Source organism: Leptolyngbya sp. GGD, assembly GCF_026735145.1.
Classification (GTDB): domain Bacteria; phylum Cyanobacteriota; class Cyanobacteriia; order Leptolyngbyales; family Leptolyngbyaceae; genus Leptolyngbya; species Leptolyngbya boryana.
Window position 1 is genome coordinate 998,874 of the sequence record NZ_JAPQKE010000002.1, and the last position, 25,505, is coordinate 1,024,378.

24 protein-coding genes are annotated in these 25,505 nt (G+C 47.2%); 16 read left to right on the forward strand and 8 right to left on the reverse strand.

What is annotated here, in order from left to right; all coding sequences use genetic code 11:
- Positions 1 to 16 precede the first annotated feature (16 nt).
- Positions 17 to 1,102 (forward strand): glycosyltransferase family 4 protein, encoded by a 1,086-nt coding sequence (locus OU814_RS13510; RefSeq protein ID WP_017286486.1) that lies wholly within the window; start codon positions 17 to 19, stop codon positions 1,100 to 1,102.
- Positions 1,103 to 1,267: 165 nt separating this feature from the next.
- Positions 1,268 to 1,714: a hypothetical protein gene (locus OU814_RS13515; protein ID WP_268183516.1), complete on the forward strand. Its 447-nt coding sequence runs from the start codon at positions 1,268 to 1,270 to the stop codon at positions 1,712 to 1,714.
- A 168-nt stretch (positions 1,715 to 1,882) separates the two neighbouring features.
- Here the strand turns inward: OU814_RS13515 and OU814_RS13520 are convergent, their stop codons facing one another.
- The gene (locus OU814_RS13520; RefSeq protein WP_017286488.1) at positions 1,883 to 2,194 is read right to left on the reverse strand and encodes a hypothetical protein; all 312 of its coding nucleotides are present in this window, start codon (positions 2,192 to 2,194) and stop codon (positions 1,883 to 1,885) included.
- A 427-nt stretch (positions 2,195 to 2,621) separates the two neighbouring features.
- On the opposite strand from OU814_RS13520, the gene OU814_RS13525 reads away from it, so the two are divergent.
- The 3 genes from OU814_RS13525 (at position 2,622) to OU814_RS13535 (ending at position 5,567) form a co-directional block, all read left to right on the forward strand.
- Entirely contained in the window at positions 2,622 to 4,511 is a 1,890-nt protein-coding gene (locus tag OU814_RS13525) for a protein kinase domain-containing protein (RefSeq protein WP_268183519.1), read from the forward strand.
- Positions 4,512 to 4,678: 167 nt separating this feature from the next.
- A complete protein-coding gene (locus tag OU814_RS13530) occupies positions 4,679 to 5,143 on the forward strand; it encodes a cupin domain-containing protein (protein WP_017286490.1) in 465 nt (154 codons plus the stop codon).
- Between the two features lie 106 nt (positions 5,144 to 5,249).
- On the forward strand, positions 5,250 to 5,567 hold the full coding sequence (locus OU814_RS13535) for a hypothetical protein (protein WP_268183522.1): 318 nt from the start codon (positions 5,250 to 5,252) through the stop codon (positions 5,565 to 5,567).
- 104 nt (positions 5,568 to 5,671) lie between these two features.
- Here the strand turns inward: OU814_RS13535 and OU814_RS13540 are convergent, their stop codons facing one another.
- Positions 5,672 to 6,904, reverse strand: coding sequence for a pentapeptide repeat-containing protein (locus tag OU814_RS13540; RefSeq protein ID WP_268183525.1), 1,233 nt, complete (start codon positions 6,902 to 6,904; stop codon positions 5,672 to 5,674).
- A 270-nt stretch (positions 6,905 to 7,174) separates the two neighbouring features.
- On the opposite strand from OU814_RS13540, the gene OU814_RS13545 reads away from it, so the two are divergent.
- The gene (locus OU814_RS13545; RefSeq protein ID WP_268183527.1) at positions 7,175 to 9,268 is read left to right on the forward strand and encodes a CapA family protein; all 2,094 of its coding nucleotides are present in this window, start codon (positions 7,175 to 7,177) and stop codon (positions 9,266 to 9,268) included.
- A gap of 21 nt (positions 9,269 to 9,289) precedes the next feature.
- Positions 9,290 to 10,159, forward strand: a complete 870-nt coding sequence (locus OU814_RS13550) for an aldose epimerase family protein (protein WP_017286494.1) — start codon at positions 9,290 to 9,292, stop codon at positions 10,157 to 10,159.
- A 67-nt stretch (positions 10,160 to 10,226) separates the two neighbouring features.
- Here the strand turns inward: OU814_RS13550 and OU814_RS13555 are convergent, their stop codons facing one another.
- The 3 genes from OU814_RS13555 to OU814_RS13565 form a co-directional block, all read right to left on the reverse strand.
- Positions 10,227 to 11,015 (reverse strand): PEP-CTERM sorting domain-containing protein, encoded by a 789-nt coding sequence (locus tag OU814_RS13555; protein ID WP_268183529.1) that lies wholly within the window; start codon positions 11,013 to 11,015, stop codon positions 10,227 to 10,229.
- Between the two features lie 353 nt (positions 11,016 to 11,368).
- Positions 11,369 to 12,028 carry a phycobilisome degradation protein NblB gene (nblB, locus tag OU814_RS13560; protein ID WP_190647258.1) on the reverse strand — a complete coding sequence of 220 codons (660 nt, stop codon included), beginning with the start codon at positions 12,026 to 12,028 and terminating at the stop codon, positions 11,369 to 11,371.
- Positions 12,029 to 12,041: 13 nt separating this feature from the next.
- Entirely contained in the window at positions 12,042 to 12,512 is a 471-nt protein-coding gene (locus tag OU814_RS13565; protein ID WP_017286497.1) for a CBS domain-containing protein, read from the reverse strand.
- A gap of 98 nt (positions 12,513 to 12,610) precedes the next feature.
- Between OU814_RS13565 and OU814_RS13570 the strand changes: the two genes are divergently transcribed.
- The 4 genes from OU814_RS13570 (at position 12,611) to ftsH (ending at position 16,018) form a co-directional block, all read left to right on the forward strand.
- Complete coding sequence (locus tag OU814_RS13570) at positions 12,611 to 13,090, forward strand: nucleoside deaminase (RefSeq protein ID WP_268183533.1); 480 nt, start codon at positions 12,611 to 12,613, stop codon at positions 13,088 to 13,090.
- Positions 13,091 to 13,146: 56 nt separating this feature from the next.
- Positions 13,147 to 13,524, forward strand: a complete 378-nt coding sequence (locus tag OU814_RS13575; protein WP_190647261.1) for a nucleotidyltransferase family protein — start codon at positions 13,147 to 13,149, stop codon at positions 13,522 to 13,524.
- Positions 13,521 to 13,997, forward strand: coding sequence for a hypothetical protein (locus OU814_RS13580; RefSeq protein ID WP_242044203.1), 477 nt, complete (start codon positions 13,521 to 13,523; stop codon positions 13,995 to 13,997). The genes OU814_RS13575 and OU814_RS13580 overlap by 4 nt, the downstream gene beginning before the upstream one ends.
- A 107-nt stretch (positions 13,998 to 14,104) precedes the next feature.
- Entirely contained in the window at positions 14,105 to 16,018 is a 1,914-nt protein-coding gene (gene ftsH / locus OU814_RS13585) for an ATP-dependent zinc metalloprotease FtsH (RefSeq protein WP_017286499.1), read from the forward strand.
- Between the two features lie 364 nt (positions 16,019 to 16,382).
- On the opposite strand, the gene OU814_RS13590 is transcribed toward ftsH, so the two are convergent.
- Together OU814_RS13590 and OU814_RS13595 are read right to left on the reverse strand one after the other, a co-directional pair.
- Positions 16,383 to 16,853 carry an Hsp20/alpha crystallin family protein gene (locus tag OU814_RS13590; RefSeq protein WP_017286500.1) on the reverse strand — a complete coding sequence of 157 codons (471 nt, stop codon included), beginning with the start codon at positions 16,851 to 16,853 and terminating at the stop codon, positions 16,383 to 16,385.
- A 357-nt stretch (positions 16,854 to 17,210) separates the two neighbouring features.
- Positions 17,211 to 19,010, reverse strand: a complete 1,800-nt coding sequence (locus OU814_RS13595) for a response regulator (RefSeq protein WP_017286501.1) — start codon at positions 19,008 to 19,010, stop codon at positions 17,211 to 17,213.
- Positions 19,011 to 19,207: 197 nt separating this feature from the next.
- Here OU814_RS13595 and OU814_RS13600 point away from each other — a divergent pair, with 197 nt between their 5' ends.
- Together OU814_RS13600 and OU814_RS13605 are read left to right on the forward strand one after the other, a co-directional pair.
- The gene (locus OU814_RS13600) at positions 19,208 to 19,615 is read left to right on the forward strand and encodes a response regulator (protein ID WP_268183541.1); all 408 of its coding nucleotides are present in this window, start codon (positions 19,208 to 19,210) and stop codon (positions 19,613 to 19,615) included.
- A gap of 84 nt (positions 19,616 to 19,699) precedes the next feature.
- Positions 19,700 to 20,596 carry a hypothetical protein gene (locus OU814_RS13605; RefSeq protein ID WP_017286503.1) on the forward strand — a complete coding sequence of 299 codons (897 nt, stop codon included), beginning with the start codon at positions 19,700 to 19,702 and terminating at the stop codon, positions 20,594 to 20,596.
- Positions 20,597 to 20,668: 72 nt separating this feature from the next.
- Here the strand turns inward: OU814_RS13605 and OU814_RS13610 are convergent, their stop codons facing one another.
- A complete protein-coding gene (locus tag OU814_RS13610; RefSeq protein WP_268183545.1) occupies positions 20,669 to 22,090 on the reverse strand; it encodes an NADP-dependent isocitrate dehydrogenase in 1,422 nt (473 codons plus the stop codon).
- A 300-nt stretch (positions 22,091 to 22,390) separates the two neighbouring features.
- Between OU814_RS13610 and OU814_RS13615 the strand changes: the two genes are divergently transcribed.
- From OU814_RS13615 to OU814_RS13625, 3 genes are all read left to right on the forward strand, one after another.
- Entirely contained in the window at positions 22,391 to 23,068 is a 678-nt protein-coding gene (locus OU814_RS13615) for a response regulator transcription factor (protein WP_017286505.1), read from the forward strand.
- Positions 23,069 to 23,171: 103 nt separating this feature from the next.
- A complete protein-coding gene (locus OU814_RS13620) occupies positions 23,172 to 23,891 on the forward strand; it encodes a GUN4 domain-containing protein (protein WP_017286506.1) in 720 nt (239 codons plus the stop codon).
- 201 nt (positions 23,892 to 24,092) lie between these two features.
- Positions 24,093 to 25,502, forward strand: a complete 1,410-nt coding sequence (locus tag OU814_RS13625) for a GAF domain-containing sensor histidine kinase (RefSeq protein ID WP_017286507.1) — start codon at positions 24,093 to 24,095, stop codon at positions 25,500 to 25,502.
- The last annotated feature ends 3 nt before the right edge of the window (positions 25,503 to 25,505 follow it).

Here is a 25,505-nt window from a genome sequence, read left to right on the forward strand (position 1 = left end):
AGAACGGAGGTTAAGAATGCGAATTGCTCAGATTGCTCCTTTGTGGGAGACAGTTCCTCCTCCCGCTTATGGTGGGGCAGAACTGGTTGTGAGTTTATTGACTGAAGAACTTGTTCGTCGTGGTCATGAAGTTACATTGTTTGCAACAGGAGATTCCAGAACCCAAGCGAATCTTGAAGCGATTCATCCCAGCGCATTGCGATTAGATCCATCTGTCAAAGAACATACAGCTTATGAAGCAATGCAGTTAAGTCAGGTTTATCAGCACTCAGACGAATTTGACATTATTCATTCCCATATTGGATTTGCTGCATTGGCTTGCGCGCAATTAGTGAAAACGCCGACTGTACATACTTTACATGGAACATTTAGCTTAGATAATCAGAAAGCATTCAGTCTTGCTAAGTCTCAGCCTTATGTAAGTATCTCAGATACTCAACGGGAGCCACAATTAGAGTTAAATTATGTCGCTACGGTTTACAACGGGATCGATCCTGCGACTCATCAGTTTTATTCTCAGCCAGATGAACTACAGTACCTGGCTTTCTTAGGGCGGCTTTCACCTGAGAAAGGTCCACATCATGCGATCGAGATTGCGAAACGGACTGGATATCCACTGAAAATAGCGGGAAAGGTCGATCGAGTCGATGTCGATTATTTTGAGCAAGAGATTAAACCGCACATTGATGGCGAACAAATTCAATATCTAGGCGAAGCAAATCATATTCAGAAAAATCATTTAATGGGCAATGCGATTGCAACATTATTTCCGATTACTTGGCGTGAACCGTTCGGATTAGTCATGGTGGAGTCTATGGTTGCAGGGACACCCGTGATCGCGTTAGAACTCGGGGCGACTTCTGAAGTCATTGCACATGAAAAGACTGGATTCCTCTGCCAAAACGTCGATGAATGTATTGAGGCTGTGCATCGGATTGATGAAATCGATCGCATTGCTTGCCGTAGACATGTAGAAGAAAAGTTTGGTGTGAAGCAGATGGTCGATGGTTACGAAGCAGTCTATCGACAGTTGCTTGCTGAGAAGTTTGCTCAGAATGGACATAGCAAGAGTGCGCCCTCTCTAGCTGGGATGAAATATTAGAAGAATCGATAAAATTAGCACTTTAGGCATGGGTGATTGATCAAGATCACCCATTTTTGTGGAAGCAACTCTAAAAATGCAGTTGGGTATGATGAAGATACTGCAATGAACCATAAGGATATTGCAAATCGTCAGTTTAATTTGGAACTTCACGGAGTCTGAACGATGTTGAAACCATTCGGATTTGGAATTTTAGCTGCCTTAGTCACAGTCAGTAGTGTCATGACCCCTGCTGCTGCTCAGAATCCACCTAAACCCACTGTTACACCTGCACCGGAAGCTCAATTTATTCCAAGAGCGAGAGTAGAACTGAAGGGTGATCGTGTGAACATTATGTTAGTTAACAAAACAAATGCAGCGATTTCGTATCAAGCGGTTGGCGATACCCAGGTAAGAACCTTGCCTGGTCGGGGAACTGTGATGCTGCAAGGTTTGCGAGTTCCGACAACTTTGACCCTCGATCGCCAAGATTCTGGGCTACTGCAAGTGACTCCAAAGCAATCTCAAAAGGCTCCTGGCACAATCGAGGTGACTTTAGAAACGAACACTGATCTTGGAACAGACAGCCCCACGATGCGCGTTGAAGAAAACGGCTCCATCTTCCTGTACTAAGACACATTACATCACCTAAACCAATCACTGGTCTTGGGTGATGTAAGTAGAAAATTGCCCGCTACTATAGAATCCGAATTGATCAAACTCCGCCTGTGCTCAGCTCTGAATGATTGCAGATCGCATGTTTGAAGCTTGCGAATCGGAATTCAATACACGAACAGTAGCTTATTTCCTGATGTTAGATAGCAACTGTCCGAGTTCTTGAAGTTTAGAAGCTGAACTGCCTTCTTGAGAGCCTACGGCAGAGGAAACTTGATGACCGAGAGCCGAGAGAATTGCTGGGATCTCGCCGCTGCGGACACCGCCATCGATCGCTAACTTTAATTCACCTAATGTTTCTGCAATTTCGGTTCCCGTGAGTTGCTGCTGCCACGCTTCGATATTGGCGATCGCTGCTTCTGGATCAATTTTTGCTAAGTCATTCTTCAAAAGTGCGATTGTGGCATCGAGATCAGCCGTTTGAGCTTGGTTTGCCATGAATTTATCCTAACTTTGCTAATAACTCTCCATTCTTTGAAATTCGAGCGCACTCTTCGTCAACCTGTGGGAAGAAACACATCGGAAACAGTGCCCATCTGGGGAATGTATTTTAAGCTGACAACTCTCTACAGTAGAGATGTTCGAGCAGTTGAGCGGGAGTTGTTTGCTTCGGAGTAGTAGGAGTGCAGCCTGTTACTTTTGATTGCAAACAACACCCCTTTCTTTTCTCTTGGGGCTGATTCAACTTGACGATCGTGGGCTGATGGGATCACCATGACGATACTGACTCAGCATTACCATTCATTGTTAAAATCTTGCCTGAAACCATTTCAGTAGTGAATGAAGTCAAGAATTTTACCTGACCGCTGTAGTGATCCTTAGAGATAGGGTAAAGGCAGCATTAAAACATGAGTGGGGGGAATCCGTGAGTCTCTTGCAACGATTTCAGTTCAATTCGCCCAAAAAATTGCTGGGGGGTCGCTATCAAGTGATCCAAGAGTTAGGATCTGGCGGATTTGGGCAAACGTTTCTCGCCACAGACCTACATCTACCAGGGCAACCTCACTGCGTCGTCAAACAACTGAAACCTCAGTCTACTCATCCCCGAAGTTTACAAATTGCCGCGAGGCTCTTCGATACAGAAGCTCAAGTTCTTTATCGCTTAGGACATCACGATCAGATTCCGCGCTTACTCGCTCACTTCCAGGATGGTACGGAGTTTTACTTGGTTCAGGAGTGGATCGATGGGAATTCTTTGAGCGAAGAATTCGTTAGCGGTCAGCCTTGGTCAGAGGCGCAAGTGACCCATCTGCTGCAAAGTCTGCTGAATGTTCTCAGTTTCGTGCATCAACAGAATGTCATTCATCGGGATATTAAACCCTCCAATCTGATGCGTCGTTGCTCTGATGGAGAAATTGTGCTGATCGATTTTGGGGCAGTGAAACAAGTCAGAACGGGATTGAGTCATCCTCATGCGGCTCCCACCCAGACCATTGCGATTGGCACACCGGGCTATATGCCTTGCGAGCAAATCGCAGGGACTCCTCGGTTTAGCAGTGATGTTTATGCGGTTGGAATTGTTGCCATTGAGGTGCTGACTGGGATTTCAGTCCATCAATTGAGCCAAGATACAAATACGGGAGAGCTTCAGTGGCGCGATCGCGTGCCCGATCTCAATCTTGCGATCGCGACCTTGCTAGAGCAAATGGTCTGTGCTGATTTTCGCGATCGCTATGCGACTGCTGGAGAAGCTCTAGCAGCACTTCAGGCGATCTCTAGTCAGATCACGCTGCCACCTCAAATGCAGCGACCCATTCCCCCAAAGCCAGCTGAAATTCCTGCGATCGCCACACAAGCTACCCTAGCTGTCAACCCTGTTCCCCGCTCTGGCGCACCGATTCACAGACGCAACTTCCTTCCTTTTCTTAACTTGTCTCAATCTACTGCTTTAGCGCCAGGATCTTCGAGCAACACATCTCTACCACAGGGCAACACGCTCAAGCAACAGGTCTCTATGAGAGGGCGCGAACTTTTGAGCAAAATTCCGCATCGTCGAATGACGCTATCTGCGGTTGGACTGGTTATCCTCGCTCTGTTTGGATGGAATGCAACTCGTCATCCTCAAACTATTCCTGCTGTTCAGACGAGTATTCCTACTCCCTCTCCTTCAACGTCTGTTGATTCCGTCGCGGCACTCTTGAGTGAGGCAAATCAATATCGAACTGTTCAACAATATCAACGTGCGATCGACACTTATGAGCAAGTCATTGAACTAGATGCAAAATCTGCTGAAGCACATTGGGGACGGTGCTATAGTTTGAACTATTTGCAGCAGAGTAAAGCTGCGATCGCAGCGTGTGATGCCGCATTAGCTTCACGCGCTGATTATCCGGAGGCGCTGTGGAGCAAGGGCTATGCCCTAGAGCAGCAGCAACAATATGAGCCAGCTTTGGCACTTTACGAGCAAGCCATTACACTCAAGCCAGACTTTGCTGAAGCCTGGAGCAATAAAGGCACACTCCTCTTGCGGTTAGGTCGTTTAGAGGCAGCGATTATGGCATTGGATCGGGCGATCTCGCTCAAGCCAGAACTCGCCGAAGCTTGGAACAACCGGGGGGCAGCACTGTGGGGAGTGGGACGGACTGATGATGCGATCTCGTCGATCGACAAAGCAATTCAAATTCGCCCTGATTATGCCGATGCGTTAAGTTTACGGCAGCAAGTCGAGCAAAAACTTCAGCAAGGAAGTACTCAAAAGCGAGACAAGCAGAGTAAGACAAATCGGGCTTTGAAAAGATCTGACAAAAAGATCTGACAACGATGATGATTAGAAAGGTTTTCTACGAGTCACATGGGATATCTAATTACAGCAGCACTTGCGAAAAGTGAGGGTTTCCTGATTCGCATTTTGTAATAAACAAACAAAATATGCAGATTGCGACCTATAAATTACGGTAAGACCTTCGTGTAGAGGCTCGTTCGATGGATGAATCTTGTGTGATTCCGGTCATCAAATCTCCCGCTGAGTATCAGGCTTACCGCATTAGTCCTCACGATACGAATCGGCTCGCGATTGTCTTTGACCCTACGATCGCGAATTTTTCGCTGACGCTATGTGTTGAGATATTCGATATTGGTGGCAAGACTCCTCCCAATCGACATCAACTCGCGATCGAAATGTTCTTCGTGCTGAAAGGTGAAGGCATTGCCATCTGCGATGGTAAAGAAGTACGGATTCAGGCAGGCGATAGTCTACTGGTGCCGCCAACCGGGATTCATGAAATCCGAAATATTGGAGCAGAAAGACTTTATGCCCTCTGCATCATGATTCCAAACGAGGATTTTGCAGAATTGATTCGCAGTGGAACGCCCGTTGAATTAGATGCGGAAGATATGGCAGTGCTGCGACGATCGCCCGTGCCACAACTGACTTATCACGATCGATAAGTTTTTTCAGATGAGTTTATGCCCGTGCTTCTATCCTGTGGTAGACGGAAATACGATCGTGAATTCCGTAGGATAGCTGCGAGTCAATTCATCGAGGATTTTATATATGAAACGTCTAATCGGAACAGTATTCGCAGTGTTATTGGTTGGTTTTATGAGTTGGGTAGGCTTCTTTTCACCTGCGTTTGCTGCGGTTTCGACTCAGTCACCGGGACATGAAGAAGTCATCAGTCCAGACGGAGAGCAATATTCTAGCCGGGAAGAAGCTTATGAAAAAGCAACAGAAGCGGCAAGCGATCCGAATGGATTAGATAAGGAATATCAGAAGGATTTGAAAATCTTTAAGAAAGAAAATCCTGACCAAGCCAATCTGATTGAAAAAGCAGAAGCAGCTGTTGAGAAAGTGGTTAGCGACAAGAAATAACTTGATTCGGTTTGATTGCGCTCAATGTTCCGTACTCGTTGCGGGCTGAGCGCAGCCAAACTCTCTCGATTCGTTTTCAACTTGTGATCTGGTTTTCCCTCTATTTATCTCCCTAATTTATTGGGAATCCCTTCGCATCCTCCTGGAATTGTTCCTCGCGTTCTCGTCCCCCCCCAGGCGCAGCAGTAATAGCGCTGTTCTTCAGACATATCTTCTACGCCTGTAAAATCAGCATTCTCAACCACCGCACCTGTATACATCCCTGTCTTGAAATTGGGTGGCTCTGTGCGACTGCGAGGAGACGCAGTTTCAACCTTGCCGTAAAAGAAGCGAGTTCCACTCAAATCCGCACCTCGCAAACTTGCTCCACACAAAACAGTGCGCGTAAAGTTCGTTTTCACCAAATCGCAATTTGTGAGATTGACCCGAATCAGATTCGCCTCACTCAGATCCACCCATCGTAAGTCCGTTCCTGATAGATCTGCCGCTGCCAGCATCACACCTAGATCGATCACTCGAATTCCATGCAATCGATCTTCAGCATAGCCACCTGAGCCATCTAAAATTGCTCGTCCTAATCGCTGATCCCGTTTGAGTGGCGACAATAGCTTGGCACGAGATAGAAAGCGAATAATTTTGGCTTTTCCTGAACCGTCTACACTGCTTAAAATCGCAGCCGTTCGCCCTTCTGCGATCGCTCTTTCTTGTGGCCAATCTTCTAATAATCCTTCCTCATCTAACACCAGATCCGAAATGCCTTGGAAATAGGTATCGATTGTTTGTTGTTGGGTAATCGTATTTTGCTGAATCGTCAGATCCTTCGAGATCACGTACTGTCGCCAAGCAATATAAACCGCCAAAATCGCGATGAGAATCTGTCCCAACGCTCCAAAAACTTCACCGAGCGCCCCGATCGCGTCCCAATCTAACTTCTGGTACAACGCGCCTAGCCTTTTGCCAAGACCCAATACCTGAGCTAATCCGACCACACCGAGCACCAAGCCGAGCGTGCCTAAGAAAATGCCCTGATCTTGCTCAGTCACCAGCTCAATCAAGACCGGCTTCAAGGTGGGAAAGAGAATCTGAACCGAGAGCAAAATCGCCACGATCGAGCCTGCCAAGATCAGCCAAAACTGATTGATCACCAATCCAATGATCACGATCGCCAGTGCCAAGAGCAAAATAATCGATCGGTTGGGATTTGGAGGAGGAGAGCCTGTGTTTAAGGAGCGTTGATGAGCAGCGGTTCGCTCACGCGCAATCTCCGCATGGGTAGGAATCGTTGAAATTTCGCCGTTCGGGGAATTGGATGAAGCCAAATTGGGATCAGCAGACATGCTTAGCAAACAGAATTAAGTAGTCAATAAGCTTTATCCTACTCGCTTCCTAGAAGGCTGATCGGTATCTTGTTAGGGATTATTTGCTATTTACCAGATAAAGTTGTGGGTTAGTTTGATTCAGTCTTAGGTTAGAAATTATGGCTTGATTGCGAAAAAAGATTCCTGAGATGTGACAAAAAACGGCTTTTATGCCATAAAATTCGTTCAACTTCGCAGAATTACAGTATTAGTATTCTGTGACAAGATACATTTGGAGTTTTCAACGTTATGAGTTACGCAACAGAATCGGCTCAGCCTTCCGTTTTGGAGCTGGCGCGATCGGGGAATCCCAAGGCGATCGCGTACTGGCTGAATGTATTTCTGTTACCTCATAATCTTTTCGCGCAAGCAGAACCCGCAGCCCAACCCGGCTGTTTCAAAATTTTAATCGAGTTCCATCCTTCTCCTGATGTCGATGCGCGATCGCCCGAGTTTCAACAAAATTTGATGCGGTTCGTTTGTCATCACATGTGGAAACTGAATTCTGATGTGATCGATGGTATTCAAGTTGTAACGCGGTTTATCGGCAAGCCGCAGATGCTTTGGCGCAAGACGGTCAGAGTCGTGTCTCCAGCCCGCCGCGCCAAACTTGCAGCCAAACTTGCAGAAAGTGCTCCCCAATCCGCTGCACCGGCTGAGATCAAAACTCGAATTCAGCAAGTCACGCGACAGAAAGTTCAATTCCGTGCCTTGCGATCGCTTTTGCTGACAGGAACAACCGCAGCGGCTTTTATCATCGGTTGCTGGCTAGGCTATTCGGATGCTCCGAATGAGCAAAAAACCGCAACTGCTGCCAATTCGACTCTCACCACTCGCCCGGATACCATCAAAACCGTTCTCGAGCCAGTTCAAGTGAACAAGGTTCAGGCGGACATGGATGGAACGGCAACGATCCTATTTGGGGGCGATGTGGCATTGACGAAGAATTACACTGAGTTGGTCAAAGACGACCCAAAATGGGCGTTTGCTGAATTAGAAGAATCAAGGCTCGCAGACCTGTCGATCGTCAATCTCGAAGCTCCCTTTACAACCGCAACTGACTCCAAGCAAGCTGAGCCATTCAAAGTCGATCCGGCACAAGTTGAGGTGCTCAAAAATGGTGGGATTGATGTTGTGAATCTTGCCAACAATCGCATCATGGATTACGGAAGCACAGGACTAGATGACACCCTGAAAACGCTCGAACAAGCTGGAATTCGCCACTTTGGAGCCGGACGGGATGAAAAAGAAGCGCGTCGTCCAGAAATTTTAGAAGTCGATGGGCAACGAGTCGCCTATCTCGGTTACTACGGTTCAGAGACTCAAGCGGCAACCGCAAATCAGCCCGGAATTAATCGAAAACACAACGATCGGATTGCGGCTGATATTCAAGCGATTCGGGATCAAGTCGATTGGGTGATTGTGAACTTTCACTGGGGCGAAGAGATTTCTAAATATCCCAGTGATGCCCAGATGGAGTTAGCGCATTTCTCGATCGATCAGGGTGCAGATCTCGTCATCGGACATCACTCCAGCATTTTGCAGGGTGCAGAACTCTATCAAGGTCGCCCGATCGTCTATTCACTCGGAAATTTCATTTTCGGTGGCAAGCCTGAAAGCACCTATGACAGTGCCATGCTGCGAGTTGCACTCAAAGATCGTCAAATGAAAGTGGAACTGCTGCCTGTTGAAGTCAATGGGTTCCAACCGAGAATCGCTCATGGCGATCGCGCAGCAGAAATCTTACATCAGATCGAGTCGGTTTCAGACTCGTTTCCGCAAGCCCTCAAAACTCCGCTTGTCATTGATGCAAGGACAAATACGGTCACCAAACCAGACGGAACCCAGATTGAATCTCAAACGCCTATCTCTGAGCCATCGAAGCCTGAGTCTCAGCCTGAGCAATCTGTACCCGAAGGAGAAGCTCCTCCTGCGGCTGAGTCACCCACAGAAGAAGCCACTCCTTCTGTTGAATTTGCCCCGACTGCACCAGTACCGACTGAGCAATCTGCGCCTGCGATCGAGCCATCTCCTGACTCTAGCCCTGTTGAATCACCGAACTCTGAACAATCTGCACCGACTGAAGCTCCATCCAGCGAGTCTCAACCCGGTTCACCGCCTTCTCAACAGCCTTGGAACAACAATTCATTTATCAATCAAAACAATGAATCTCCGGCTCCGATGGTTCCGCAGCAAACCTCTCCTAGCCCACAGGCAACCCAAGACCCTCATACCCATTTAGACGATGCTACCCGTTCGCCTTCGACGAATAGCTTAGAGCCGATCAAACGTCGTTATGCCGAAGCTGACCGCTCAGACTCACAGACGGCTTTCAATTTTTAACCATCATTCCTTCACTTGCCTGTGTTTTCTATCGAACGTCGTCGCCAACAATTTGATACTTATGTGTTGCTCGATCGAGCTTCCAATTCTAAGCTCGAAATTGTTCCCGATCGCGGGGGCATTATTACGAGTTGGCAAGTTCAAGGGCGTGAATTGCTCTATATGGATACCGCCCGATTCGCTGATCCAGCGCTATCTGTCCGAGGCGGCATCCCAATTTTGTTTCCGATTTGTGGCAATCTTCCCGAGAATACTTACACCTATAAAGGTCAGACTTACACGCTAAAGCAGCACGGATTTGCGCGAGATCTGCCTTGGGAAGTGGTTGATCAAAAAACAGAGGGCGAGTTGAGTTTTACGATTGGGCTTTCTAGCAATGCACAAACTTTAGAACATTACCCATTCGCGTTTCGTCTGGCATTCACGTATGCCCTGCAAGGTCAGACTCTCTTGATCACGCAGAAGATTGCGAATCTCTCAGATGAAGTGATGCCGTTTTCGATTGGGTTTCATCCCTATTTTCTCGCCTTAGAAAAACATCAATTGAGATTTGAAATTCCAGCCGATCAAGCCCTCGATCAAAGAACTCAAGCTACTCATCCTTTTTTCAACACCTTCGATTTTGCCCAAGACGAAATTGATTGGGCATTTCTGAACATCAGTCGCCAAGTCTCGAATGTCACGGATCTCAGTCGTCATACGCGGATTACTTTGACCGCTGCAGATGAGTTTCCAATTTTGGTGTTTTGGACACTAAAAGGCAAGGATTTCTACTGTTTAGAACCTTGGAGCGCGCCTCGAAATGCTTTGAATACAGGCGATCATCTTTTGTCGATCGCCCCAAACTCGACCCTCACAACAACGGTGAGCTTGTCAGTTGAGTTTTCATAATAAAAGCGATCGCTCAGTGAAGAAGCGATCGCACGTTCATAGAGTATAGAGTTAGTGCTGAAATGTCTTAGTTTGCTTTTGCTGCCTTACGACGACGAGAAGCAGCGAGAAGTCCAACCAGTCCCAGACCGATAACCGTTGTGGGTTCGGGGACTTTTGTTACTTCAACTCTCGAGAGCGTGAAATCAGAGTTCTTCGCTCCATCAGGTGTGGTGGTGCTATTTGGCGCTGTTTGAGCTAGCGCTTTCAAGCTGAATCCTGTGATCTTGATATCTCCAAACGGATTGGTGATGCGATAAGACCCACCCGCGTCTTTTGAGGAGAGAGCCAGATTGGTTACCGTCCCGCCTAGACTCCAAACAGCAGAGTTAGCACTCGTTACACGCAGCGTTCCTGACCCAATGCCACCATCGGCTTGAACAAGCGCAACTTCAAAAACTCCGTCGTTATACACGCCTGGTCTGTACAGGAAACTGAGATCTAAAGCCTTCAAAACTCCAGCACTTTTGAAACCAACACTTAAGGTTTCGTCGATATCAATTTCACCGAGCGATTGATTGTTCACAGTTTCACCAGCCGGGTTCCCATTTGCGTCTTTGCTGCTATCGATACCGATACCCAGCACGCCACCAACTGTTTTTTGTGTCAGAACGGGATCAAACGCGTTTCTAGTTGTACTCGCACCGACAGAGAAGAAGCCATTCACATTGCAGTTCGTTTGCCCGACGCATCCTGCGTTGACTGCATCAGAGGCACTAAAACTAAAAGAAGCAGCATTTGCAGAAGGCTGGAAAGCCACGATCGCACCCGTTGCCAAAACGCCAGCGAAAAGAGAGAGAGAAACTTGCTTATTCATAACAGATCGATACGAAATCAGAGAAATGGGTTTGCAGAGAAGGTTCGAGACTCAAGGCGGGGGGTGCGCTTTGACAATTCAGTGTTGCTACGTTCAGAGGCTCATGCTCGTCTTCGATATATCCAAGTTATTACGGAGCGTCCGTAATTGTCCTATGCGTACGTACGAATTCATTTAAGCTTCAAGTAAGAAGGAGATATATCGAGTTCATATAAGGATTTTGTCAACATGAGAAACTCCGTGCTACTGAAAATACGATGTAATTATTGACACATTTATTATGAAAATCACCCGTATCCTATAGAGAAGATACGGGTGATTTTCAGGTTTCTCATGGTTAGAGAGAAAAAAGGCTAGGCTGTAAGTGCCTGTTTTGCTTGACTCGCGACTGATTCTGATTCATCGTGCGTCAGTGTTTCGATCGTTGATCGTGCCTCTGGCGTATTCAATCTTGCCAACGCCTGCACCACTCGCTGGCGGACTTGCCAGTCAGGGTTAGTGGCATAGGGAATGAGTAATTCTACGGCACGAGGATCACCGAGTTCTCCGAGTGATCCGATCGCCACGGGTTGGATGACGACATTCTCTGAATTCAACGCTTCAACGAGCAAATCGAACGATCGCGGGTCACCCAGTTCGCCTAGTCCTGCAATGATGCTAAATTGCACCAGCCATTCTGGACTGTGACGATAGAGCGTTTCAAGATCTGGATAAGCTTCAGTCAGTTGAAGGGCACAGATCGAGTCTGCGGCGGCAGCCTGAACATCGGGTTCCGAATCTGCAAGGGCGACTTGGAGCAGTTGCAGAGCGGTGCTGAGATCTTGACTTCCCAAGGATGCAACCTGACTGACAGCAGCATATCGCACTCGCACATTGCTATCGACCACTGGGATTTGAATTAGCTCAAATGCGATCGCCGGATCGAGTTGGCGCAATTGATTAATGCCCCGTAAGCGATCGCCAAAATCTTGGGATTGTAAAAGATCTCGGACTGAATCTGGTGTAATAGTCATGAATTAACAAGGATTATTCGGTTTGTTCGGCTGCCATGGTGCGAATGATATCGCCACGCGTGAGGATTCCGACCAAGTGACCGGATTGATCGATCACAGGCAGCCGATGCACTTTACGATCGTGCATCAATTTGGCAGCTTTTGAGAGTGGAGTTTCCGGAGTGGTGGTGGTAACCGGAACGGCACTCATCACTTCACCCACAGTTTGTCCTAGCGCTTTGTGTAACTCTTTTTCATACCGACCAGGATTTTCTAAATAGATCACACTGTCGAGCAGCATAATGTAAGCGGGTGGTGTGACATCCGTTTCACGCCACATCAAGTCCGTTTCGGAAATAATGCCGATGAGGTGCTGATCGTCATCTAGAACAGGCAAACCGCTGATCCGTTTGTCTGCCAGAATTTTAATCACTTCAGTAATTGAGGTTTCAGGGTGAACCGTAATCGGAGCGCGGCTCATCGCCTCTGCAACAGTTTTCGCCATAATTGCTATGTTTAGGAGGGATATTTCAATTATTCAAGACTTTTCTGGTGAGATTGTGCTTCATTCATAGGATGTAACAACGAGCAGAAATTGAACGAATGCAAACTCCAACCCAAGCGCAAATCCTCAAGCATTTACGTCATGCAAATCGGATTGCTCAGCACGCGATCGAGCAAGGTCATCATCCGTTTGGAGCGATTCTCGTTGCACCAGATCAAGAGACAGTGCTGCTAGAACAAGGCAACCTTGATACCGTCAATCATGCTGAAACGACTTTAATTCGGATTGCTTATACCCAGTACGAGCCGGATTATCTCTGGAACTGTACACTTTACTCGACCGCTGAACCTTGTGTGATGTGTGCTGGAACACAGTATTGGGCAAATATCGGGCGTTTGGTCTATGGAATTTCAGAACGGCGATTGTTAGAGCTAACCGGAAATCATAACCAGAATCCGACTTTAGAGATTCCATGTCGATATGTCTTTGAGCATGGACAGAAGCAGATTCAGGTTTGGGGTCCGATCGCTGAAGTCGAAGCTGAAATTATCAAACTGCATCAAGGCTTCTGGTCATGACTAAAATGCCAATCTTCTTCAATATGTCACAATAAATTCAAAGGATGAGTAGAGATATGGCGAAAACAGCTTTAGAGCTATCTCCAGAAGAATTATGCCGCTATAACCCTGCCAAGCGACTTGATACACAATCAGCAGATGAACATTGGCAAAATGCTTGGGAACTGGTTCCTAAATTGGTGGCAATTCTCAAGCAACAGTTTGCAGCTGAGCAGGTTGCTGTTTTTGGCTCACTGACGAATAAGAAACGCTATACTCCTTGGTCGGACATTGATTTAGCAGTTTGGGGAATCGCACCAAATCAGCTTTGCAAGGCGCTCGAAGCTCTCAACGAAACCAGTTCAGACTTCAAAATCGATTTAGTTGATCCAACGAATCGAACCTGTCGTCCTTCAGTTAAGCAAGCGATCGAGCAAACAGGAGTCATTGTTTGAGCGAGATTTTATTAGACCTTGCAGCTCGGATCGATACAGAATTGTGCGAAATTGAACCCGTTGTTGCTCGAGCACAACAGAGTTGGCAAAGGTTTCAGCAGTCCGGTGATGACCTCTACGTTGATGGTGCAGCCCTCAATCTGCATGGTTTCTACAACGGCATAGAGCGTTTGTTTGAGCTAATTGCTGCAATCATCGATCGTTCTCGCCCACAAGGACAGAATTGGCATCGAACCTTGTTAAAACAAATGACGATTGAAATTGAGGACGTTCGTCCCGCAGTCATTTCTGAAGCAAATTCGGCGCTGCTAGATGAATATCGCAGGTTTCGGCATGTTGTCCGTCATTTGTATGCTCAGCAATTTGATCCAGAGCAAATTCAACCCTTAATTGAGGCTGTTCCAGATCTATTTTCTCAAGTGCGTGCTGAATTGATTGCATTTGCAGCTTTTTTGAGAAATCAAAGTCGCTAAATATTCCTTACACGGTACGGAAATCCTTACCTTTTGACTGAGAATTGCAGACAGGCGATCGAGCGAAACTTTCTACAATAAAGAAAACGTTTCGAGATAAATCCGCAATGCCAGTAGACACAAACAACAAGCGCACTCAGCGCCCTCGGCAGTTCGGAGGCGGGTTGCTGATTGTATTTACCTTACTCATATTGCTGAATTTTGTCGCTCCCAGCTTTGGATCGCAGACGCAGCAGATTGCTTATAGTGATTTCGTTTCACAAGTGAAATCAGGAAATGTCGAACGAGCGATCGTCGGCAATGACAAAATTGAATTTACGCTGAAATCGAACGAACCCTTACCAGAAGGCACTCGTCCACGCGTATTTGAAACTACTCCAGTCGCGATCGACTTAGATTTACCAAAAATTTTACGGGAGAACAATGTTGAATTCAGCGCACCTACTCCTAGCGCTTATGGCTGGATTGGAACCTTGTTAAGTTGGGTACTTCCGCCCCTGATTTTCTTTGGAATTTATAGCTTCTTGGTCAATCGCCAAGGGGGAGGAGCCGCAGCTTTAACAGTTGGTAAAAGTAAAGCACGCATCTACTCCGAAGGAACAACAGGCGTTAAGTTCAGCGATGTCGCAGGCGTAGATGAAGCAAAAGCGGAACTGCAAGAAATTGTGGACTTTCTGAAAAATGCAGATAAGTATGCACGACTGGGGGCGAAGATTCCCAAAGGTGTGCTGCTGGTTGGACCTCCTGGAACCGGGAAAACAATGTTGGCAAAAGCGATCGCTGGGGAAGCGGGCGTGCCATTCTTCTCAATTTCGGGTTCTGAATTCATTGAATTGTTTGTTGGGGTCGGGGCATCGCGAGTTCGAGACTTGTTTGAACAAGCGAAACAGCAAGCGCCTTGTATTGTGTTCATTGATGAGCTAGACGCATTGGGTAAATCTCGCAGCGCAGGCAACATCATGGGCGGCAATGACGAACGCGAACAGACGTTGAACCAATTGCTAACGGAGATGGATGGATTTGATGCCAACACAGGTGTGATTCTGCTAGCAGCAACGAACCGTCCAGAAGTTTTAGATCCAGCCTTACGTCGTCCGGGTCGCTTCGATCGTCAAGTCGTTGTCGATCGTCCTGACAAAATCGGACGTGAAGCGATTCTCAACGTTCATGCTCGTGCAGTGAAGCTTTCAGACGATGTTGATCTCGCAAAAATTGCAGTTCGGACGCCTGGTTTTGCTGGGGCAGATTTAGCAAACTTAGTGAATGAAGCTGCTTTACTTGCCGCTCGGAACAATCGGGATGCAGTTGTAATGGCAGACTTTAATGAAGCGATCGAACGAGTCATTGCCGGATTAGAAAAGCGCTCTAGAGTGCTTAACGAAACCGAGAAGAAGATTGTCGCTCACCATGAAGTCGGACATGCTTTAATCGGGGCATTGATGCCGGGTGCAGGTAAAGTTGAAAAAATCTCGATTGTTCCTCGCGGAGTCGGTGCTTTGGGCTATACCTTACAACTGCCTGAAGAAGATCGATTTTTAATGGCAGAAGACGAAATTCGAGGTCGGATTGCAACCTTACTAGGCGGGCGATCTGCTGAAGAAATTATCTTCAACAAAGTCTCGACTGGAGCCAGTGACGATATCCAAAAAGCAACTGATTTAGCAGAACGATCGATCACAATTTATGGCATGAGCGATCAGCTTGGTCCCGTTGCATTTGAAAAAATGCAGCAGCAATTTATGGAAGGCTATGGACCTTCTCGCCGTCAAATCAGTGCCAAAGTGACCGAAGAAATTGATCAAGAAGTTAAAGCGATCGTCGATAACGCTCACCACATGGCGCTGGCAATTCTGCGAGAAAACCAAGCACTCCTTGAAGAACTTTCTCAGACTTTGCTGAATCAAGAGGTTCTAGAAGGAGACGCGCTGCGACAAGAGCTAAGCCGCGTTCAAATTCCTGCCGGACTTGAACACTGGCTACAAACAGGCAAGTTTGACTCAACGATGCTACAAACCGTTTAGCCAACTCCAGAAGGTCTCCGAATTCCCACAGAACTCGGAGACCTCAATTCTCAGCAATTTATCGCAAAGTCTTTAATCATCTGCAAATTGACGACGAAAATGTACCGTATAACTACTGAGATCTCGCTTCTATCTTTGGGGGGATTTCGTGTTAAGGGCAATACATTCTAGTGAATCTACAGATGAGAATTTAGGGCAGGGCTGCGATTATTAGCACATAAGTCATTTCATTAGAGAGTATCAACTTTCACAGCTACCAGCCCAGTGGTGTCGCGCTACTGGGTTTTTTATTGCCTTTTTTTGATACTAAAAAACTCTAGCTGACTCAGAACTAGAGTTTTAAATGATGACCGAGCGTTTGGAATCAATCGTAACTGCGATCGATCGGTTCAATCTTAAACTGATACCGCATCTTCCAAGCTTTGTGGAGGATAAAAGAAATCGTATCGTGATTCAAATCTGCGACTGCAGAATGAACCTGAATTGCAGAAGGTAATGGAATTAGGCTGCGGAACGTAAAAGGATAGGCATTCCAATCCAGACTTGTATCGAGCAAATCAATTTCTTGTTCGCCTTGGATCAAAATCGTTTCCTGGCTCAATTGAATATTGAGACTTTCAGAGCGCAAGTTTGGAATCTTGATTGTGAGAAAAATTTCGTGCTGAGTTTCTCGAACTTCAATCTCTGGAGGAGTCGAAAACCCGAGATCGCACGTCCACAGCAAAGAATTAGTACGGTCTTGTCTCTGTTCCTCAAGCCGAGCATCGAATGACGCTTGTTCTGGATTTAAGAACTCTGGCGCATTGAAGCGGGGCTGCGAATGGGTAAAAGTCATAGTGAGAGCCTTCTGCGTCAAACGATACGGGTGTGCTGGAATAATGTCGAGAAAAGAGCCTTCCTATTGCCAAGTTATGATGCGCGTTCATGGCTTTAGGGCAAGATGTCGCTAATTCGTTAATAGAAAGGCTCCTGAGTAAGGGTAGAAAACTATTGTTTCTAGACCCATACTGTATGGCGAAATAGTGAGGAAATAGTGAGGAACAACAGTTTGCTAGTTACAGATTGTTAAGATGGGTTGGGGACAGGGAACACAAGGGTACTATCTATCCCGCCAGAATATTCAACTCAAAGACAGCGCGCCGCTGCACCTTGATCAGCAGAAATGCTCTCTGACGGAACGCAACTCAAGACTTCATACTTTCCGACGACGAACGGGAGAGCGTTCTAGTCGATTCAGGACTCGTGCAATCAGTTCTGCATCGACGATCGGCTTACTTACATAGTCATCTGCTCCGACCGTAAAGACTTGGCGAACTGTTTCCGTATCGCGATGAGCCGAGAGAAATAGAATCGGAAGTCCACTCCAGCGCATATCATTCCGCACAACCTGAGCGAGTTCTAGCCCGCTGAAATTTGGCATTTCAATGTCAAGAATCAAGAGATCAGGCGCTGAATGCTCTAGAACTGCCCAAAACGATCGCGGATCAGATAAAGCTGTGACTCGCACGCCCCAAGGTTCGAGCAGCGTTCTCACGATCGAGCAAATTTGCGGGTCGTCATCGACAATCAACACTTGATAATCGGAATGCTGCTGTACTTCTAGAACTTGCATCATGGCTTGAAATAATTGCTCTGGGGCAACGGGTTTCTGTAAAAAAGCTCGTCCACCGAGGCGCGCAACCGCAACACGATCGCTCAATTGATCCCGGCTGGTCATAATCAGCACTGGAATGCTTGAAAATTCAGCATTGAGATCCTCAAGCAATTTAAATCCATCTTCATCCGGCAACATCAAATCGAGAAGAATCAGTTGAGGTGGATTGTGCGCCAGCATCATTCTCGCGGTTGCAGAATCTGAAGCGCTCTCTACTTGAATTCCATTCGCCGATAGCACCACCTGCATCTGTGCGGTCAGAGTCATATCATCATCAATCAGTAAAACTCTTGTCCCAGACGGAAACTGTTGAGCTGGTTGCTCAGAAAGTTTGCGGCTCTCGGGTTTATGTTTGAGTACCGCTTTCAATGCCTCAATTCGTTCAGAGATCAAATTGTGATCAAGGGGTTCTGACCGAAAGCCTTGTTCAAGTTGCCGTGCGATCGTTGATCCTTCTGCAAACCCAAACGTCCCTAAAGAACCCACGAGTTGATGTGCGAACATTCTCGCTTGTTTTTGCACTTCAGACGAGGGATGGGTCAATGCTTGTTCAAACACCGCAAAATACTCTTGGAGCTTAGGCTGAAACTGCTGCCAAATTTGAGCGATCGCATCAAAGACCTCTGTTTCTCGAGTCGGAGCAGGCTTGAGCCGATAGCCCAGTCCATACAAGGATTCAATCACTTCCGATTGAATGCCCACTGCTTTCAGTTTTTGCCGCAATCCTTTAATTTGCGTATTGACCGCTTGTTCACTGGGAAATTCACCCGGATTCCAAATGCGATCCAGTAATGCCGATCGACTAAAAACTTTACTAGGATTCCGTAAAAATAGCTCAAGTAATCGATACTCCTTCGGGGTAAGGTGCAGGATCTGAGTGTGATAAGTCACCTCTCCCGTACTGCAATTGAACCTCAAATTCTCCCAGGTCAAGACTTCTTCAACGGTTTCTTTACCGCGACGGAGCAATGTCCGAACTCTGACCAGTAGCTCATGGAGATCTATCGGCTGTGTGACAAAATCATCTGCTCCCGCCTCCAAGGCTGCAATGCGATCGGCGGTTACATCTGTTTCGCTCAAAATCATAATCGGCATCTGATGACCTTGAAGGCGGAGGTTTCGGCAAAACTCAAGCGCTTTATTCCACGACAAGTCCGACTCCGCATCCCACATGAGTCGCGTCGTATCCAAAATCACCAAATCATAGCCATAGGTTTCAAGTAATTGCAGCGCTGTCTGACTGTCTTCCGTCAAATTCACAGAATAGCGCTGTGCAATCAATAACTCACTCAACTGAGAAGCGAGGATTGAATCATGCTCAATCAGCAAAAACCGCATCGGCAACTACCTCAGCACCATGAGGAACCTAATCGTATCGTACTTTCCACTGAGGCTAAAGAATTGATCTCAGTTTATCCAATTTCTGTGAGTAAACTTAATTTTTTTCAATCACTCACTGTTTTCACACTTTTATTGTTTACGGTGCTGGAAAGCTCCTCCACATTTTCCGTTGCCAATGTAGCAAGTCCACTGTTATGAGTTCTAAACATATTTTGTTAATTGACGATGAAAAATACCTGAGTTTGGTCATTCAAACTTGTTTAGTAAAATTAGGGGGATGGAGTGTTTCGATCGCAGAGTCTAGACAAGACGGTTTACTCAAAGCTGAAACTGAATTACCCGATGCAATTTTGCTCGACATCATGATGGCTGACCTCGATGGATGGAAAGTTCTAGAGCATCTGAGAGCTAATCCAAAGACTGAGAAAATCCCTGTAATCTTGCTGACCGTAACATCAAATCCTGTTGTAAAAAGTGACTCTGAGCAATTGCAAGTGGCAGGTATTTTAGCGAAACCGTTCGAGCCGTTGCAGCTTGTTCCACAAATCGCAACGCTTCTAAACTGGGACTACAAACCTCGTCTCAACATCTCTCCGCCCTAAGAACTCTCCGTATTTTCCTGCGAGAATTCTAGAGATTTCCAGTCTCTAAAGTGCGATCGAATACAATAGTAGCGGCGTTTCTGAATGAAAATTATGCGCGGATCGTCTTCTCGATATTGGCTTGCCCGATTGCGCCCTTTGGCGCGTCCTGTTTTTTGGGCACCGTCGATCGCGCTGATGCTCCTCGGTTTATTTGCCTGGGAGTTCTTCAGTCGCCAAGAATTCATCAGTTCTTTTGGGTCTGCTTCTTCAGATGGAGAGCTTTCTGCTGAAGATCAAGCGATTGGAGCCGATATTGATTCTCTCTCCCTGTTGATGAGTGACATTAGAGCGTTGCCAAAAACAGAATTGGTTCAAACCTCGATTCAGGCAACCCCGCAACAGCCCACACCGACCCAAGCCACAACCAATCGCCTTTTTGCTGCTCCCCCCTCTGCGACTCCAGAAAGTTCTCAACCAGCACCCGCAGAATCCCTCAATCGCCAAGGCGTATTTGGTGTGTTCAGAAGCGCGCTCTCCACTCAACTCGGTGTGAATTCTGCGATCGCAGCCGTTGATCCGACGACTCCTGCACCTTTACCGCCAAATCAGTTACAAGCTGCAATCTCCAAATTAGCTACAACGACATCGCCCCAGGTTGCACAAACTCTGATTGAAGGAACAGCACGTCTAGATACCCCGATTAATGCGGCTCCCCGATCGACAACAAATTCTTTCTCAGCCCTAGTCGAAGGATCTCAACCGATTCCAGCTGGAGTCCCACCTGTCGTGACGGCTCCTCTAGTGATCGCTCCGCCCGCTGCTCCCACCTATGCACCGATTCCCACCGTGACGGCAGCCCCGCTCCCTCAGCAACCTACTCCAGACTTGGGAACTGTTCCATCCAATCCAGAACTGAATCAACAACCCTTCACAGCACCCCGATCGATTCCTGGACGTGTTTTGGGAGGTGGCAATATCAATACATTTTCAAATCCCTGAGGAAGAAGTGGGGAGATAGGGAGCAAGAAAGTAATTGTTCATCTTCTCCCTATCCCCTATCTCCCCATCAATCTAAAAATTCCGAATAATTGCATCCGCAAATTCAGAACATTTCAAAGGCGGATCCACTGGAGGTTCCATCAACCGTGCCAAATCGTAGGTCACTTCACGTTGCGCGATCGCTTTTGCCAATCCATTTTTAATCAGATCAGCCGCCTCTTGCCAGCCCATATACTCCAACATCATCACCCCGGATAAAATCACCGATCCGGGATTAACGCGATCGAGTCCTGCATGTTTCGGAGCCGTGCCATGCGTTGCCTCAAAAATTGCCGCCGAATCCCCAATATTGGCACCCGGAGCCATGCCTAAGCCACCCGCGATCGCCGCTGCCGCATCGGAAATATAGTCGCCGTTCAAATTCATCGTCGCCAAAATCGAATACTCATCGGGGCGAGTTTGAATTTGCTGGAAAATACTATCGGCGATGCGATCGTTGACCATGACTTTCTCTTTCCACTTGCCATTGCCATGCGTTTCCCAAATCGCATCGAGTACAGATTTCACTTCAGCACAGATCTTTTCCTGCTTATCCGGTGGCATTGAGTCATAGCCTGGATCAATCTGACGGGCGTTTTCTTCGATCGAGATATCAGGATTCTTCTCTTTATTACTGAGAATCCAAGACTCTCGCTCGGTCACACAGTCGGATCGGAATTCTGTCGTCGCTAACTCATAGCCCCAATCTCGAAACGCGCCTTCGGTGTATTTCATAATGTTGCCCTTATGAACTAAAGTCACCGTTTGCTTGTTTTTAGGCAACCGTAACGCATGTTGAATCGCACGACGAACGAGACGCTGCGATCCTTTTTTGCTAATAGGTTTGATACCAATTCCAGAATCGAGGGGCAACTGCTTTTTCCCATGCTCAGGCGTACTCGGAATCAGATCTTCATTGAGATATTTGATTAAACGATCGGCAATTTCACTGCCTTGTTTCCATTCAATTCCCAAATAAATATCCTCGGTGTTCTCCCGATAGATAATCACGTCCAGCTTTTCGGGATAACGATGGGGTGAAGGCGTACCCGTATAGTATTTGCAAGGGCGAACACAAGCATAGAGATCGAAAATCTGACGCAGCGCAACGTTCAGCGATCGAATACCGCCGCCGATCGGGGTCGTTAACGGGCCCTTAATTGCTACCCCAAATTCGCGAATGGCTTCGAGTGAATCTTCTGGTAAATATTGATAGGTTCCGTACTGTTCACACGCTTCATCACCGACATAGATTTTGAACCAAGTGATCTTGCGTTTTCCACCATACGCAGCTTGAACTGCGGCATCAAAAACCTTCTGAGAAGCAGGCCACAAGTCAATTCCCGTCCCATCTCCTCGAATAAACGGAATAATTGGATTATCAGGAACGATCGGTTCTCCATTGGCAAATGTGATCTTTGAGCCAGTCGTCGGAGGGGTAATTTTTTCGTACATATGATCCCGCAATTCTCAAGTTAGGATAAGTTGGGCAACGGCTAGTAGGCTACCAAATTTCTTTGCAAATTTGGCGACTCAACATGAACAGAAGATAAACAGAGGAAATTAGGACATAAAGATAATTCTGAAACTCCAGAACTCTCGATCACTGGGATACCATGTTAAGGGGAAATTTTTGGTTAAAAAGTTGACCTTATTGAAGTGAGCCTTCCAGTTAGTCAAGTTCGCAAGTCTACATGTGAGAATATTGAACCCCCAGATTGCAATCTACCGTCTTGAGGTGCTGGAGACGCAGGTATGAAGAAGATTTTGATTGTGGATGATGATACGGCACTGAGAACGGCTCTGATTCGATATCTCGAAAAACGTAGCTATTCGGTTCGGCAGGCAGCATCCGGTTTAGAAGGCTTGGCTCAATTTGAAGAAGACCAACCCGATTTAGTCGTTTCCGATGTGATCATGCCAGAAATGGATGGTCTGGAATTTTGCCGTCGATTACGATCGCTGAGAACGGGTCAATTAGTCCCCTTTATTTTTCTATCGAGTCGGAGCGAAGTCGAAGATCGCGTCCAAGGACACTTAATCGGGGCAGACGATTATTTGATTAAGCCGTTCGAGCCACGAGAACTGCTCGCCAAAATCGAAGCCCAATTAGAGCGATCGCGCCGGATGCATTCTGAGATAGTGCGCTTAATGCAGCAATCTGGAGCCGTCGTCGAGCCTGCTGCACCTGCACTGACTCCGCTTCCCCTGACCCCTGCCGAAGAAAAAGTGTTTTGGGAAGTGATCCAAGGACATACCAACAAGCAAATTGGCGACCATCTTTTCGTCAGTCCCCGGACGGTGCAAACCCATCTCAGCAATATTTTGAGCAAATTGCACCTCGAAAATCGATCGCAGCTCGTTCGTTATGCCTTTGAGAAAGGCTATCGTCCGCCCACTCCTGAAACGGTTCTACCCGACGAGAGTGCGTAATTTTTCTCAAAAAACTGCTGATCAACGGGTTGAAGCACTACACCCTGGGACTTATTCTAGATAAGGGGACACTCCCTAATCTCCCTAATCTCCACCCGTTTACATGACTAATTTAGAAACTTCTTCAGCTCTCGATCTTCCCAATAGCCTCGCGGCGCTCCAGTTAAAGCTGCGATCCGACTCTGAAAAAAATCAGTTGAACGCGATCGATGCCCTCAACGCGCTTGGCGAAGATGGATTGCCCGTACTGATGGAATTTCTACTCGAACGTCGCGACACGCCCGGCAGAACCGAAGCTAAAGTTTACCAGACCCTTTTTAACACCCAAGCAACCAAAGTCCTAGACTTTCTTCAGCAACACTTTCCCACAGGAATCGTACCGCTCAAATCCGAGCGCAACATCGACTACACCGAACTCCAAAAGCTGCTGGTCGAGCAAAAATTCCAAGCCGCCGACAAACTGACGATCGAAAAACTCTGTGAACTTGCTGGAGAATCTGCCGTTCTCCGCAAATGGCTCTACTTTACTGAAGTCGAGAATTTTCCGATTTCCGATTTGCAAACGATTGATGCGCTCTGGCTTGCCCATTCCGATTATCAGTACGGTTTTTCAGTTCAGCGACAAATTTGGCTCAGCGTTGGGAAAAAATGGGACAAGCTTTGGGATAAGATTGGTTGGAAATCCGGGTATAACTGGACTCGCTATCCAGACGGATTTACATGGAGTTTAGCTGCTCCTAAGGGTCATCTACCGCTCTCGAATCAACTCCGGGGTGTGAGAGTCATCGCCGCTTTATTTGCCCATCCTGCTTGGACAAAGTAATTCTGTAATTTCTCACATCTTTCCTATCCGTAATATTCCAGGTTCCATCGGTACAGAACGCTTAAACTTCCGTGATCTCGCGTTGGAGAGAACGTTGATCCGATCGCAACTCAGGGCAATCTTGGTATAGTTGCAGACTGCTTGCCGGCTTTACCGCTGGATCAGTCTGAAAAGTTCTTTAAATCGAGGATAGGGGTTGGAATGGGAATCCCCGACAACAGGCTCTTTTGTCGATTAGATGGGTTAACGACTGCTGCCCGTGAGCAGCAGCGAATGTTGGTACTCACGGAACTCGGCTTACTCGACTCCGAAAGTGTACCGATCTTTGAAGAAACGACCCAAACGGCTGCTCACTCTCTAGATGCGCCGATCTGCCTAATCGGGTTAATGGATCAGTCACGCCAGTGGTTCAAATCTGCTCAGGGTTTGTCACGCTTAGGTTTGATGAATGATCTCGCGATGACGCGCCAATTGCCTCGCGAAGAAGCTTTTTGCGTCCATGTCGTTGACAGTCAGCAAGTGCTTGCGATCGACGACACCTTAGAGCATCCTGTATTCGCAAATTCCTTACTGTGTCAACAGTACGGTATCCGTGCGTATCTCGGTGCGCCTTTAATCACAGTGAGCGGTGACTGTATTGGCACCCTGTGCATCATGGATTCTCGACCCCGTAATTTCACGGAGAGAGATGCAGAATTTTTGATGCTAGCTGCCCGCCTAAGCATGAGCGAGTATGAGCGCTTACATTTGATCAAATCGCAAGCGATCGGCACACCGATGCCAGTCGTTCACTCCCAACCGGTATCTGCGAATCCGGTCAAATTTGAACTCCTGGCGCAACTTACCCAAGAACTCCGGACACCTTTAACGTCTGTGATGGGAATGGCAAGTGTGTTAAATCGTGAGATTTATGGCCCACTCACAAGCAAACAGAAAGAATATCTCGACATCATTCATCACAGTGGACAGTATTTGCTGTCGCTGGTGAAAGAGATTTTAGAGCTTTCACAGCTTGATGACAGCAGCCGAGCGCTAAACCTGGCTTCAATTGATATTGAGATGCTCTGCCAGCAGGCGATTAGCACATTAGAGCAAGCTGCCAGCCGTCGAGAACAGCAAATTCGTCTCTCCGTTGAACCAGGCAATCGCATCTGGCTTCTCGACAAAGAGAAGATCCGCCAGATGCTTTATCACCTCATGTTTAGCGTTATTCAAGCCTCGAACGCAGGCAGTATTGTCCGGCTCCATGTGTCTCACAAGAGCAGTGGATTAAGGCTCAGCGTGTGGGCATCTCATCCTTGCTTAGGAGATGGGATTGGATACAACGAAATGTTGACTCCGCAGACGAGTCCGATCTCAACGTTCGAGTACGAGCATTCCACGAATGGAAATCGCACCGGACTCATCCCTGTGGCAATGCCGATGAGTAGTGTCAGACTTGCTGACCTCGACGAAGTCGCAGAGATTCCTGATGCTGATGCAGTTCGCAAGAATCTCGGCTTGCTGCTCAGTCGCCAACTGGCTGAAATGCACGGTGGACAGATCTTAATTCAAGGCGTTGCTGAGCCTGGATATCGCTATGTGATTACCTTACCTCGGCTCACCCAGTAGTCT

Excerpts from the sequence above, each read along its gene's own strand:
- OU814_RS13535 (WP_268183522.1), top strand. The coding sequence starts at position 5,250 with ATGAAACGTCTAATCGGAACAGTATTCGCAGTGTTATTGGTTGGTTTT.
- OU814_RS13590 (WP_017286500.1), bottom strand. The coding sequence starts at position 16,853 with ATGACTTTTACCCATTCGCAGCCCCGCTTCAATGCGCCAGAGTTCTTA.
- OU814_RS13615 (WP_017286505.1), top strand. The coding sequence starts at position 22,391 with ATGAAGAAGATTTTGATTGTGGATGATGATACGGCACTGAGAACGGCT.
- OU814_RS13620 (WP_017286506.1), top strand. The coding sequence starts at position 23,172 with ATGACTAATTTAGAAACTTCTTCAGCTCTCGATCTTCCCAATAGCCTC.
- OU814_RS13570 (WP_268183533.1), top strand. The coding sequence starts at position 12,611 with ATGCAAACTCCAACCCAAGCGCAAATCCTCAAGCATTTACGTCATGCA.
- OU814_RS13540 (WP_268183525.1), bottom strand. The coding sequence starts at position 6,904 with ATGTCTGCTGATCCCAATTTGGCTTCATCCAATTCCCCGAACGGCGAA.
- nblB (WP_190647258.1), bottom strand. The coding sequence starts at position 12,028 with ATGACTATTACACCAGATTCAGTCCGAGATCTTTTACAATCCCAAGAT.
- OU814_RS13545 (WP_268183527.1), top strand. The coding sequence starts at position 7,175 with ATGAGTTACGCAACAGAATCGGCTCAGCCTTCCGTTTTGGAGCTGGCG.
- OU814_RS13520 (WP_017286488.1), bottom strand. The coding sequence starts at position 2,194 with ATGGCAAACCAAGCTCAAACGGCTGATCTCGATGCCACAATCGCACTT.
- OU814_RS13515 (WP_268183516.1), top strand. The coding sequence starts at position 1,268 with ATGTTGAAACCATTCGGATTTGGAATTTTAGCTGCCTTAGTCACAGTC.
- OU814_RS13575 (WP_190647261.1), top strand. The coding sequence starts at position 13,147 with ATGGCGAAAACAGCTTTAGAGCTATCTCCAGAAGAATTATGCCGCTAT.
- OU814_RS13510 (WP_017286486.1), top strand. The coding sequence starts at position 17 with ATGCGAATTGCTCAGATTGCTCCTTTGTGGGAGACAGTTCCTCCTCCC.
- OU814_RS13605 (WP_017286503.1), top strand. The coding sequence starts at position 19,700 with ATGAAAATTATGCGCGGATCGTCTTCTCGATATTGGCTTGCCCGATTG.
- OU814_RS13600 (WP_268183541.1), top strand. The coding sequence starts at position 19,208 with ATGAGTTCTAAACATATTTTGTTAATTGACGATGAAAAATACCTGAGT.
- OU814_RS13555 (WP_268183529.1), bottom strand. The coding sequence starts at position 11,015 with ATGAATAAGCAAGTTTCTCTCTCTCTTTTCGCTGGCGTTTTGGCAACG.
- OU814_RS13610 (WP_268183545.1), bottom strand. The coding sequence starts at position 22,090 with ATGTACGAAAAAATTACCCCTCCGACGACTGGCTCAAAGATCACATTT.
- OU814_RS13625 (WP_017286507.1), top strand. The coding sequence starts at position 24,093 with ATGGGAATCCCCGACAACAGGCTCTTTTGTCGATTAGATGGGTTAACG.
- OU814_RS13530 (WP_017286490.1), top strand. The coding sequence starts at position 4,679 with ATGGATGAATCTTGTGTGATTCCGGTCATCAAATCTCCCGCTGAGTAT.
- ftsH (WP_017286499.1), top strand. The coding sequence starts at position 14,105 with ATGCCAGTAGACACAAACAACAAGCGCACTCAGCGCCCTCGGCAGTTC.
- OU814_RS13595 (WP_017286501.1), bottom strand. The coding sequence starts at position 19,010 with ATGCGGTTTTTGCTGATTGAGCATGATTCAATCCTCGCTTCTCAGTTG.
- OU814_RS13565 (WP_017286497.1), bottom strand. The coding sequence starts at position 12,512 with ATGGCGAAAACTGTTGCAGAGGCGATGAGCCGCGCTCCGATTACGGTT.